Origin of the sequence: Paraburkholderia sediminicola, assembly GCF_046027355.1 — a bacterium.
In the GTDB taxonomy this organism is placed as follows: Bacteria; Pseudomonadota; Gammaproteobacteria; order Burkholderiales; family Burkholderiaceae; genus Paraburkholderia; species Paraburkholderia sediminicola_B.
The window spans coordinates 13346-25159 of sequence record NZ_JAQQEK010000007.1 but is presented as its reverse complement, the minus strand read 5'-3'; the positions used below and the strand labels follow the sequence as shown (position 1 = coordinate 25159).

General features: G+C 64.7%; 9 protein-coding genes. 3 read left to right on the top strand and 6 right to left on the bottom strand.

Translation table 11 applies throughout. The features are described from left to right. Window positions 1–147: 147 nt before the first annotated feature. Both waaC and PQR42_RS13915 read left to right on the top strand, forming a co-directional pair. Window positions 148–1152: a lipopolysaccharide heptosyltransferase I gene (gene waaC / locus PQR42_RS13920; protein ID WP_408210043.1), complete on the top strand. Its 1005-nt coding sequence runs from the start codon at window positions 148–150 to the stop codon at window positions 1150–1152. Window positions 1153–1864: 712 nt separating this feature from the next. Next, complete coding sequence (locus tag PQR42_RS13915; protein WP_012432108.1) at window positions 1865–1999, top strand: hypothetical protein; 135 nt, start codon at window positions 1865–1867, stop codon at window positions 1997–1999. A gap of 54 nt (window positions 2000–2053) precedes the next feature. Here PQR42_RS13915 and PQR42_RS13910 read toward each other — a convergent pair whose 3' ends face one another. The 5 genes from PQR42_RS13910 to PQR42_RS13890 all read right to left on the bottom strand — a co-directional run bounded on the left by PQR42_RS13910 (window position 2054) and on the right by PQR42_RS13890 (window position 7617). After that, window positions 2054–2233 (bottom strand): hypothetical protein, encoded by a 180-nt coding sequence (locus PQR42_RS13910; protein WP_132375620.1) that lies wholly within the window; start codon window positions 2231–2233, stop codon window positions 2054–2056. Between the two features lie 212 nt (window positions 2234–2445). After that, window positions 2446–3753 (bottom strand): MFS transporter, encoded by a 1308-nt coding sequence (locus PQR42_RS13905; RefSeq protein ID WP_408385507.1) that lies wholly within the window; start codon window positions 3751–3753, stop codon window positions 2446–2448. 482 nt (window positions 3754–4235) lie between these two features. Further along, complete coding sequence (locus PQR42_RS13900; RefSeq protein ID WP_408385509.1) at window positions 4236–4742, bottom strand: energy transducer TonB family protein; 507 nt, start codon at window positions 4740–4742, stop codon at window positions 4236–4238. 368 nt (window positions 4743–5110) lie between these two features. Beyond that, window positions 5111–6517, bottom strand: coding sequence for an argininosuccinate lyase (gene argH, locus PQR42_RS13895; RefSeq protein ID WP_408210053.1), 1407 nt, complete (start codon window positions 6515–6517; stop codon window positions 5111–5113). 287 nt (window positions 6518–6804) lie between these two features. Continuing rightward, the gene (locus PQR42_RS13890) at window positions 6805–7617 is read right to left on the bottom strand and encodes a helix-turn-helix transcriptional regulator (RefSeq protein ID WP_408210056.1); all 813 of its coding nucleotides are present in this window, start codon (window positions 7615–7617) and stop codon (window positions 6805–6807) included. Between the two features lie 152 nt (window positions 7618–7769). Between PQR42_RS13890 and PQR42_RS13885 the strand changes: the two genes are divergently transcribed. Further along, window positions 7770–8522: a class I SAM-dependent methyltransferase gene (locus PQR42_RS13885; protein ID WP_408385511.1), complete on the top strand. Its 753-nt coding sequence runs from the start codon at window positions 7770–7772 to the stop codon at window positions 8520–8522. Window positions 8523–8596: 74 nt separating this feature from the next. Here the strand turns inward: PQR42_RS13885 and ppc are convergent, their stop codons facing one another. After that, the gene (gene ppc, locus PQR42_RS13880) at window positions 8597–11812 is read right to left on the bottom strand and encodes a phosphoenolpyruvate carboxylase (protein ID WP_408385513.1); all 3216 of its coding nucleotides are present in this window, start codon (window positions 11810–11812) and stop codon (window positions 8597–8599) included. Window positions 11813–11814: the final 2 nt, after the last annotated feature.

Here is an 11814-nt window from a genome sequence, read left to right as displayed (position 1 = left end):
TATTTTGAAATGGTGTAAAAGGGCTGCGTGTAAGCCGCTGGACGTAGCCCGCTGCATTAATGACCGAACCACGCAGCCTCGTTCGGCAATGATTATCCGATTCGTCGGCTAAAATGCTTTGATGTTCGAACAACTGATAGGTCTTCAATGAAGCGCGTCCTTATCGTCAAGGTCACTTCGCTCGGCGATATCGTGCAGGCCCTGCCGGTGGTCGCCGATATCAAACGCGCGTTTCCTGGCGTTCAGGTGGATTGGGCCGCCGACGAAGCATTCGCCGAAGTGGTGCACTGGAGCCAGAACGTGGACCGCGTGCTGTGCGCGCCGTTGCGCCGCTTCAAGAAAGCGCGCCGCTGGGCCGATTTCAAATCGATCTGGGCGTCCATCGCCGAACTGCGCGCCTATCGCTACGATTTCATCATCGACATTCAAGGCGTGTACAAGAGCGCGATCATTGCGTTTCTGGCGCGCTCGTCGCGGCGCATCGGCTACCAGGCTCCGGATCTGGGCGAGCAGGGCGCCGCGTTCGCTTATACCGGGCGATTCGGCCCGCGTCCGAAATGCAATGCGTGGCATGGCATGCGTATCAGCGCGGGCGAGGCGCTGGGCTACGAGATAGAAGGCCCGGCTGTCTTCAATCTGCGGCTGCCGGAGCCGGCCACGCTTCCGTTCGAGTCGAACGGCGCCCCGGTCGCGGCGTTCTTTCACGCCACCTCGAAAGACGACAAGAAATGGCCTGTGAGCCATTGGGTGGCGATCGGCCGCGAGCTGACGCAGCGCGGTTTTCAACTGGTGCTGCCGTGGGGCTCGGAAGGCGAGCGGCTCGAAGCGGAGCAGATCGCATCGCAATTGCCGGGCGCGACCGTCCTGCCGAAACTGAGCGTGACGGAAATCGCGCAGATGATCGACGCGTGCTCGCTGGTGATCGGCACCGACACCGGCTTTGTCCATCTCGCGCACGCGCTGCAGAAGCGCACTGTGATGATCTTCGTGGCGACCCCGCCGTCGCATTTCGGCATCGAATCGCCGTTCCGCTCCATCTCCATCGGCGACGGCCAGTCAGTGCCGCCCATCAGCGCCGCGCTCGAGGCGATCGACTACGTTCACACCGAGACGCACGACGTCGCTGTACAGCACGGGTCCGCTGCCGTCTGAGCGCGTCTTCTCGCGGGGCGATCCTGCGCAATCGTTTGCTCGAAAAGAAAAGAGGCGTGACGCGCAGTCCGCTCAAGCAAATGAGCGCTGCCTCGTAACGCCTCCGAAAACGCCCGTGTCGGGGAACAGCGGGCGGAGAGGAATCGTTGCAAACAACACATCCGGTACGCACTGAGCGGTGACAACGCACACGTGCTCAGTGATGACGCGACGACCGCCGTCTGGCGGCCGGCCGGGTTCATCTCAGGTTCATCTGCGGGGTATGGATGCGAATGTCCGCACGGTGTCGTGCAGCGCTTCGGCTTCCCCGCAGCCGCCGATCCAAAAAGGCGTCGCACATTACACGCCTGTTAAATCTGTCGCTTTTCGTTGAGTGCCTAATTGCCAACTCGCGCATTTTTCACGTCGCCAAAGGCGCTGGCGCGGTGCGCGCATTCGTCTGCACGCTATCCGGCATCTTCACCTTGCGCCGCGTATACGCCGCCAGCAAGGCACGCGCCGGACTGACACGTTCAAACCAGTATAGGCGGTGTTTTTCCCCTGATGTGAATTCGTCGTGATCGTGCTCGGACGCAGCGTGTTGCGCGCGTCGATCATGTAACACCTTGGTGATCTTCCCTTACAAATCGCAACGCTCGCGCGACGCGCCGTCGTGTTCAATCGAGTCATTCGGGGTTTCGGCTCGAATGACTCTGACTCGATGGAGAACAATATGAAACGTTTGATCCTCAGCCTGATCGCAGGCACGCTACTCGCAACGGCACTCGGCGGCTGCATCGTCGCGCCGGCACCGGGCTACTACGGCGGCGGCGGTTACTACCATCACGGCGGGTATTACTACCGGTAATCGTCCGGGCTGAGCGCCGCGGCGCCTGTCATGGCGCTGCGGCATCCGCCCGCGTCAGGCCAGCAGCATTTCAAACGCGACGACCGCGGCGATGGCAGCGGCATTCGCGGCCAGCGCTTCCACGACGATGCCTTTCCATGTCGCCGGCCGAAAGCGCAATGCAAGCAACAGCGAACATAGCAGCGCCAGCGCAATGATCATCACGACATCCGCGTTGTGAAGATGAACGTTCATCCGTGCCTCCCTGCTACTGATAGGGTTATTTGAGTCGAGTATAGGCATGTCAAAAAGACGCGCAAGGCAGGGAATTTACTCAGGAATGCTCGGCAAGCGGAGGGCGTGAAGCGGCGGGAGGTGGAAGAGGTGGCCGATGCCGCCGTGGCGTGAGAATCGCGCGCCGGGCGGCATCGAGCGAAGAGTCAAGGCGCCGATACTGGCGCCTCTCGTTACATCAGCTGTGTGTCGCGCGTTTCTCGCATGCACAGCACGCCGATCATGCTGACGGCCGCGGCGATCGACACATACGCGCCGACCCAAGGCAGCCCGCCGCGCGCGGCGAGCATCTGGGCGATATACGGCGCGACGGACGCGCCGAGAATCCCACCGAGGTTATACGCCACACCCGCGCCGGTATAGCGCACGTTGGTCGGGAACAACTCCGGCAGCAGCGCGCCCATCGGCGCGAAGGTCACGCCCATCAGGAACAGTTCGATGACGAGAAACAGCAGCACCAGCGATGTCTGTCCGCTACCGAGCAGCGGCGCCATCGTGAAGCCCGACAGGATCGCCGCGATGATACCGACGATCAGCACCGGCTTGCGCCCATAGCGGTCGCTTGCCCACGCCGACAGCGGCGTGGCGAGCGCCATGAACACTACCGCGATGCACAGCAGGCCGAGGAACGTCGGCCGCGGAATATGCAGCACGGAGACGCCGTACGACAGCGAAAACGTGGTGGCGTTGTAGAACAGCGTGTAGCAGACCACCATCGCGAGCGCGCCGAGCAAAGTCGGCCGCCAGTGTTGCGACAGCAGCGTGGCGATCGGCACCTTCACGCGTTCCTGACGGTCGATCGCCGCCTGGAACGCCGGCGTCTCGGCGATTTTCAAGCGCACGTACAAGCCGAGCGCGACCAGCACCGCGCTCACGAGGAACGGCACGCGCCAGCCCCAACTGCGGAATTGTTCGTCGCTCAGGGACAGCGCCAGCGCGAAGAACAGCCCGTTGGAAGCCAGAAAGCCGATCGACGGCCCGAGTTGCGGGAACATGCCAAACCAGCCGCGTTTGCCGGCCGGTGCGTTCTCGGTGGCGAGCAGCGCCGCGCCGCCCCATTCGCCGCCGAGGCCGATGCCCTGGCCGAAGCGCAAGATGCACAAGAGGATCGGCGCGAGGCTGCCGATCGAGTCGTAGCCCGGCACGAAACCGATCAGCGTGGTGGACAGCCCCATCACCAACAGCGACGCCACCAGCGTCGACTTACGGCCGATCCGGTCGCCGAAGTGGCCGAACAGGAACGAGCCGATCGGCCGCGCCACGAAGGCGATGCCGAACGTGACGAAGGCCGACAAGGCCTGCGCCGTCGCCGAGCCGTGCGGGAAAAACACCGGTCCGATGACGAGCGCCGCGGCAGTCGCATAGACGTAGAAATCGTAGAACTCGATCGCGGTGCCGATAAAGCTCGCGAAGATGATCCGCGAACTCTTGTTCTGCCCGGCCGCATTGGGCTGGGTCGCGGAAATCGGCGAAGTGGACATGCAGGGTCTCCATGTGTCGTGATGCCGTTGGGCGCCCGGTTCGTGAGCCGGTGGTGCGCGTGTGTGGGCGGCGTCTTTGTTCAGGTTCGTGCGCCTCGCGTCGGTCGCGGACCGGTGGGTGGCCACGCGCGGCGCGGGCGACGATGCGACAGCTTACAACGGCAGCCCGCGAAAGCGTTCCAACCAGGCGAATAACCTAGGCGGGATGCTTGAAGCGAGCAAGGTAAGGTGGCCGGTGCGGTGCGACGCCTTGATGATTTGCGATCAGGGCAGCGGCGCGCGCATCGTGCATCAAGCAGGCGGTGCTCGCGGATGGCGCGGCGGCGCTGCTATCGGGCTCTTGCCACGCCGCGGGTGAGCAGGCAGCGAGAGCCATGCCGGAAGGCTCCGGCGCAGGGAATCGGAAAATTATAGCGAGCGCGGCCGCGCCGCGGCAAGGCGGCGCCGGGTTCGCCGCGTGCTTTGCACGAAACGAACCGCGCTCAATCGATGGTCTGCGCTTGAGGCGAGGCGAACTCGCGAAGCTGGAATTTGCCGTTGTCGTTGAAAAGCCAGTCTTCGAATAGCTCGAGCTGACCACGGCCGTTCAGCAATTTGCCGGGCGGTTGGGGCAGCGGCGCGGCGCGCCGCAAGGTGGCGAGCGCGGTGCTCTCGGCTTCGTCGTCGCCGTTGGTGCGATACACCGACGACTCCACCACGTGGCCGTTGCTATCGACCGTAAACGACACCACCACCAGCGAGCGCAGCATCGCTTGCGGCGTGCCGCGCAGGACATAAGACGGGTTGCGTTCGATGATGCGCCTGGCCACGGCATCGCGGTATTGATCGAGCGTCGCGCTGTTGACGGCGGCCGCGGGCGTCGATACGGTCGCGCGCGGCGGTGGCGTGATGGTGCAGCCGGCCACGGCGATGCCCAGCGCCACTGCGAGCAGCGTGCCGCGCACACGGCGTCCGGTTAGGCAGCGAAGGTGACGTGTGCGGGTGAGCATGGTCGGGGAAAAACTCGGGGCAGGATGTAATTTGATGGTAGTCAAAAACCGCCAGGAAGCAATTGGCGTTCGCCCGGTGTATGTGGCCCAACCGTCTGTAATAGGCTGAAATATGAACGAGTTGGTGCGCGGCGAAAACGCGCCTACACTTTGATGGCCTCTTTCGAGAGGCATCGGTGGAAGTCTTTCATTTAGCCCGCTTCGCGCGGGCTTTTTCTTTTTTGCGGCGCGGTTCACGCGGGCACGTGCGGCGCAAAAAACAAGAGGCGAACCCGACAACGAATTCGCCTTTCTATCCGCAAGATGCGAACAAGAGACAAGCAAGCGACGAGCGCGTGATGCCTGCTCACCGCATGCCGAGCAGCCGTTTATTTCAACGCTGCACGTGCCGCCTTCACCGCCGCCAGCACCTGCTCCGGCGCCGTGCCGCCCGGATGATTGCGGCTCGCCACCGAGCCTTCCAGCGTCAGATACGAGAACACGTCCTCGCCGATCAGATGCGCGACGTTCGGCAGTTCCTGACGCATTTCGTCGAGCGTCAAATCCGCCAGATCGCAACCGCGATCCGCGCACACGCGCACGGCCAGCGCCACCGCTTCGTGCGCATCGCGGAACGGCAGGCCGCGCTTGACGAGGTAGTCGGCCAGATCGGTAGCCGTCGAGAAGCCTTGCAGCGCAGCGTCGCGCATAGCCTGCGGCTTCACTGAAATACCGGCGACCATTTCAGCGAAGATGCGCAGCGTATCCGCGACCGTATCGACGGTGTCGAACAGCGGCTCCTTGTCTTCCTGATTGTCCTTGTTGTACGCGAGCGGCTGGCCTTTCATCAGCGTCAGCAGCGCGATCAGATGGCCGTTCACACGGCCGGTCTTGCCGCGCGCGAGTTCGGGCACGTCCGGGTTCTTCTTCTGCGGCATGATCGACGAACCGGTGCAGAAGCGGTCCGCCAGATCAATGAAGCCGACGCGCGGGCTCATCCACAGCACGAGCTCTTCGGAGAAGCGCGAGATGTGCGTCATCACGAGTGCCGACGCCGCCGTGAATTCGATTGCGAAGTCACGGTCGGACACCGCGTCCAGCGAGTTCGCGCAGATGCCGTCGAAGCCCAGCGTCTTCGCCACCGCGTGACGGTCGATCGGATAGCTCGTCCCGGCGAGCGCGGCCGCGCCGAGCGGCAGACGGTTCACGCGCTTGCGGCAATCGATCATGCGCTCGGCGTCGCGCGAAAACATTTCGACGTAAGCGAGCAGGTGGTGGCCGAACGTGACCGGCTGCGCCACTTGCAAGTGCGTGAAGCCCGGCATGATGGTCGAGGCGTTCTTCTCCGCCATGTCGAGCAAGGCCGTGCGCAGTTCGGTCAGCAAGCCGCCGATCCGGTCGATCTCGCCGCGCAGCCACAAGCGGATATCCGTCGCGACCTGGTCGTTACGCGAGCGGCCGGTGTGCAGGCGCTTGCCGGCGTCGCCGATCAGTGCGGTCAGGCGCGCTTCGATGTTCAGGTGCACGTCTTCCAGATCGAGTTGCCACTCGAACTCGCCTCGCTCGATTTCGCCCTTGATCTGCGCCATGCCGCGTTGAATCGCGGCGAGGTCGTCGGCGGCGATGATCTTCTGCGCGGCCAGCATCGAGGCGTGCGCGAGCGACCCTTCGATATCGACGAGCGCCAGACGCTTGTCGAAGAAAACCGACGACGTGTAGCGTTTGACAAGCTCCGACATCGGCTCCGAGAAGCGAGCCGACCAGGCTTCGCCTTTTTTGTGCAGTTGGGACGTCATGGTGTTGGGCAGTTAAGCGAGCGGTGAGGAGGCTGACGACGCAAATGCACGTGCCGTGCAAAGGTGCCGCCGAAGCGAGGAAAGACAGGGATTTTAACACTGGGCGCGGGCCGGAAAGACTCGGCAGGCTTTCAAGTCCCGTACGCGACACAGCCGAAGTTGGCACGGGCAGCTTACGCGAACACGGGCGGCGCCTCGCCGGCACAGCCCAGGTCGGGCGATACAGATGGCGGCTGGGGCGCGCACGTCGAGTGCGTGTGACGCCACGGCCGTCGCGCCGCCGACGCCTACTCGCGCACCAGCACCACCAGCTTCAGATCCTCGCGATGCGCGGGTTTGAACGTGATCTGGTCGTACACGATGCGGCCGTCGCGCGGATGGTTGAACTCGCGCCGTCCGCCTTCGCGACCGCCCACGTCCTGCGAGGCCCAGAAGCGCGCGAACGCGTCGCTCGCGGCGGTCAGCGAGTCGATCAGCGCGCGGGTGGGCGCGTCGTTCAGATGGCGGATCGAGTCGGCGCGGAATTCGGCGGCGAGCCGCCGCGCGCGCGTCTCCCAATCGGCGATCAGCTCGCGCGCGGCCGGCTCCGTGAAGGTGTAGCGCAGCAGGTTGCGGTCGTGCGCGCCGTCCAGCCAGCCGACGAACAGGTCCGTGGCGCGCTCGTTCCATGCGAGCGCATTCCACTGGCGGTCGAGGACGTAGGCCGGCGCGCTCACGAGCTGCACGGTTTCCAGCAGGGTAGCGGGCGCGTCGGCGGCAGCCGGATCGGGCTCCGCCGGGTCGCGCTGGGCGGCCAGTTCGAACAGATAGGCCCGCTCGGCGCGCGACAGTTGCAATGCGACCGCGATGCGCGCCAGCGCGTCGGCGGAAGCGGAGACCGGGCGCCCCTGTTCGATCCACGTGTACCAGGTCGGACTCACGCCGCACAGTTGCGCCACTTCCTCGCGCCGCAATCCGGGCGTGCGGCGGCGCGGACCGGGCGGGAGGCCGACCGCTTGCGGCGAAAGCCGCTCCCGGTGAGCGCGGATGAAGTCGCCGAGCGCGCGGGCCGGGGTGGCGTCGAGCGGCGGCGGGTTGTCGGCGGAAGACGGCGTGGTCATTCTGTTCGGCGCAGGTGGACGAAGTGGAGGGAGGTAATAGAGATACCAGAATAATTGCTTAACTTGTACTGGTACACAGCCGGCTCTATTGTAGCGGCTGGAATGGCGCAACGCCTTCCTGCGCTACCCCGAATACATAACTGGAGCCTCCCATGAAGCATCACGATCAGGTCGCCGACGCTTTCGGCTCGACCGCCGCCGCGTATTTGACGAGCCAGACCCATGCCACCGGCGCCGATCTGCGGACGCTGGCCGAATCGATCGCGGCGACGGCGGATGCGACGGTGCTCGACATGGGTTGCGGTGCGGGCCACGCGAGTTTCGCGGTCGCGCCGCACGCCAAAGCAGTGGTCGCCTACGACATCGCGCCGCCAATGCTGGCGACGGTGGAAGGCGCCGCGAAGGAGCGCGGTCTTGCCAACATTCGCACGCAACAGGGCGCGGCCGAGGTGCTGCCGTTCGCCGATCATTCGTTCGACTGGGTGATCAGCCGGATGAGCTCGCATCACTGGCACGACGTGCCGCTCGCGCTCGCCGAAGTGCGGCGCGTGCTGAAGCCGGGCGGCAGGGTGTTGTTCATCGATATCGCCGGCAGCGATCATCCGTTGCTCGACACGCATATTCAGGCCATCGAGTTGTTGCGCGACGGCTCGCATATTCGCGATTACCGTGCCGACGAGTGGATCGCGTTGTTTGCAGCGGCCGGGTTCAGTGCATCGATTCGCGAGCGTTGGCGTATCGACATCGAGTTCAGTTCGTGGGTGGCGCGCATGCGCACGCCGGAGCCGCGTGTGGTGGCGATTCGCTCGCTGTGGGCCCACTCGCCGGATGAAGTCCGGCAATATTTCGACGTGCAGGAAGACGGCTCATTCAAGCTCGACGCGTTGATGATCGAAGCGCAATGAAAAAAGCCGGGCGCGACGAACTGCGTCGCGCCCGGCTTGTGTGCTCAAATGCGTGCGATTAACCGCGTTCGCGCTTAGCCCGTATTGCGCAAGCCCGCCGCAATCCCGTTGATGCTCAAATGAATCCCGCGCCGCACGCGCGCGTTGGTGTCACCCCCGCGGTGACGCTTGAGCAACTCCACCTGCAAGTGATTCAGCGGATCGAGATACGGGAAGCGGTTCTTGATCGAACGCGCGAGCAGCGGATTCTCCGCGAGCCGCTCGCTCTTGCCCGTGATCTCCGACAACACCTTCGACGTACGCTCCCACTCCGCGACGATCCGCTCGAACACGTGCTTGCGCAGCTTCTTGTCCGACACGAGCTGTGCGTAGCGCGAGGCGACCGCGAGATCGGTCTTCGCCAGCACCATGTCCATGTTCGACAGCAGGTTCGCGAAGAACGGCCACGTCTTGTGCATCTTCTTCAGCAGCGCGAGACGGCGCGTGCGTTCGGCGTCGCTCGGCGCGCTGTCCAGATGCGCGGCCACCGCGCTGCCGAAACCGTACCAGCCGGTCAGCAGCAAACGGCATTGGCCCCACGAGAAACCCCACGGGATCGCACGCAGATCTTCGATCTTGCGTTGCTTCGGATCCTGCAGTTTGCGCGAAGCCGGCCGGCTGCCGATGTTCAATTCGGCGATCTCCGCGATCGGCGTCGACTCGAAGAAGTACTCCTTGAAGCCCGGCGTTTCGTAGACCAGCGCGCGGTAGGAAGCCATCGCCGCGTCGGACAACTGCTGCATCGTTTCTTCGAACGCGGGCAGTTGCGCCGGCGCGATGCCGTGCGGCAGCAACGATGCTTCGAGCGTCGCGGCGACCACCGTTTCCAGGTTGCGCCGGCCGATCTCCGGATTGCCGAACTTGCTCGCGATCACTTCGCCCTGTTCGGTCAAACGAATCTGGCCGTCGACGGTGCCCGGCGGCTGCGACAGAATCGCCTGATAGGTCGGACCGCCGCCACGGCCGACGGTGCCTCCGCGTCCATGGAACAGACGCAGCGTCACGCCGCGTTCGTTGAAGAGCGACACGAGCGCGAGTTCGGCGCGGTACAGCTCCCAGTTCGACGTGAGGAAGCCGCCGTCCTTGTTGCTGTCCGAATAGCCGAGCATCACTTCCTGCTCGTTGCCTTGATGCTCGATCAGCGCATCGACGCCCGGCAGCGCGATCAGATCGCGCATGATGTGCGGCGCGTTGCGCAAGTCGGGGATCGTTTCGAACAACGGGATCACCATCAGCCCTGCTTGCGCCGGATCGTTAGCATCGCCCAGGCGTCCGTGCAGCAGGCCGGTTTCCTTTTGCAGCAACATCACTTCGACCAGATCGCTCACGGTCTCCGTGTGCGAGATGATGTAGTTGCGCACCGCGCGCGCGCCGAATTTTTCACGCGTGATGCGCGCTTCTTCGAGCACGCCGAGTTCGCTCTTCACGAGATCGGAGTACTCCGCGTACGGCAGACGCAACGAACGCGGCTGCGCCAGTTCGGCGAGCAGCACCTTGAGCTTTTCTTCTTCCGTGAGTGCCGCGTAGTCGTCCTCGACGCCCGCGCGCTTGAGCAGTTCGGCGATCACCGCTTCGTGAATATCGGAGCTCTGGCGCAAGTCGATGCTCGCCAGATGGAAACCGAACACTTCGGCGGCGCGCGCGAGCGGCGACAGACGCGGTGCGGCGAGTGGCGCGCCATGATGCTCGGCGAGCGAATCGATCAGCACGTGCAGGTCGCGCTCGAATTCGGACGAGTCGGCGTACGGCTTGGCGCGTATCGGTGCCGCGCCGCGGCCCGCGCTGCGCACCGGCACGCTGCCTTCGCCGAGGCGCACGCGCGCGCTCGCGGCGAGCCGCGTGTACATGCCGATCAAGGCGCGGCGATACGGCTCGTCGGTACGGTGCGGCGACTGGTCGGGCGAGGCGGCGGCGAGTTCCTTCAGGGCGTCGCTGGCGCCGGCCAGCAGGTTCGACACCGACAACTCGGCGCCGAGCTTGTGCACCTGCTCCATGTAGTGCTCGAAGATCACCGCGGCCTGGCGGGTGATGGCGTTTTCGAGCGTTTCGGCCGTGACGTTCGGATTGCCGTCGCGGTCGCCGCCGATCCAACTGCCCATCTGGAAGAACGGCGGCAGGCGTGCGTCGATGCCGTGCTCGGTGAGCGCTTCTTCGATATCGGCGTAGAGCGCCGGGATTTCTTCGAGGAAGGTAGCGCGGTAGTACGACAGCGCGTTCTCGATTTCGTCCGCCACGGAGAGGCGCGAATCGCGCAGCATGCGCGTTTGCCACAGCGACGTGACGCGGGCGCGCAGCATCGCTTCGTTGTGGGCGCGTTCGCGGTCGGTCAACTGCTGGTCGCGTTCGGCGAGCAGGCGCGCGACGTCGTGCTGCGCATCGAGAATGCTCTTGCGCTGTACTTCGGTGGGGTGCGCGGTGAGCACCGGCACGATCAACGCGTCGTTGAAGAACTGCTGCAGGACGGGCGTGGCGGCCGCGTTGGCTTCGACGAGGCGTTCGAGCGCATGGGCGATCGTGCCCGGTTGCGAGGTCGAGCCGGCCAGCGCGTGAATCCGGTGGCGGCGATTGCGGTGGCGGTCTTCAGCAATGTTCGCGAGATGCGAAAAGTAGCTGAACGCGCGCACCACGCTGACCGTCTGTTCCGGGCTCAGCGAGCGCAGTTTCTTGTCGAGCGTTTGCGCGGCGGCGCTGTCGTCTTCGCGGCGAAAGCGCACGGCGGTCTGACGGATCGTTTCGACGACGTCGAACACCGCGTCGCCTTCCTGCTCGCGCAGCACGTCGCCGAGCAGGCGTCCGAGGTAACGGATGTCCTGGAACAGCGGATGGTCCTTGTCCTCGCGCGTGCGGCCATTGCCCTTCGGCGTGGAAGCGGAAGCGGGCGAAGACGATTCCTCCGACACAGCCTGCAGCGCGGGCGCTTGCGGCGCGTCGGCAACAACCTTGATCTTCGTGGAGCCGCCCTTGGCGGGTTTTTGCGTCTTGGCGGTGGATGCGGCTTGCGTCGTCTTATCCGTTTTGACTGCCTTCACAGCCTTGTCCGTCTTGACGGGCGTGGAGGCTTTGGCGGCCTTGCCGGCTTTGGCGGCGTGAGCAGCCTGGGCGGGTTTGCCGGCGCGTTTGGCCGATGTCGGCTCAGCAGCGTTTGTAGCCGATGCGGCGGCAGAGGCAGCGGGCTTGGCGGCGTCGGCCGCGCGAGCGTTGGGCGATGCAGTGTTGCGGCGGGCAGGGCGCGCCGATCCGGAAGACGTCACGA

Coding starts and splice junctions, on each gene's coding strand:
- argH (WP_408210053.1), bottom strand. CDS start 6,517: ATGACGTCCCAACTGCACAAAAAAGGCGAAGCCTGGTCGGCTCGCTTC.
- PQR42_RS13905 (WP_408385507.1), bottom strand. CDS start 3,753: ATGTCCACTTCGCCGATTTCCGCGACCCAGCCCAATGCGGCCGGGCAG.
- waaC (WP_408210043.1), top strand. CDS start 148: ATGAAGCGCGTCCTTATCGTCAAGGTCACTTCGCTCGGCGATATCGTG.
- PQR42_RS13885 (WP_408385511.1), top strand. CDS start 7,770: ATGAAGCATCACGATCAGGTCGCCGACGCTTTCGGCTCGACCGCCGCC.
- PQR42_RS13900 (WP_408385509.1), bottom strand. CDS start 4,742: ATGCTCACCCGCACACGTCACCTTCGCTGCCTAACCGGACGCCGTGTG.
- PQR42_RS13915 (WP_012432108.1), top strand. CDS start 1,865: ATGAAACGTTTGATCCTCAGCCTGATCGCAGGCACGCTACTCGCAACG.
- PQR42_RS13890 (WP_408210056.1), bottom strand. CDS start 7,617: ATGACCACGCCGTCTTCCGCCGACAACCCGCCGCCGCTCGACGCCACC.
- PQR42_RS13910 (WP_132375620.1), bottom strand. CDS start 2,233: ATGAACGTTCATCTTCACAACGCGGATGTCGTGATGATCATTGCGCTG.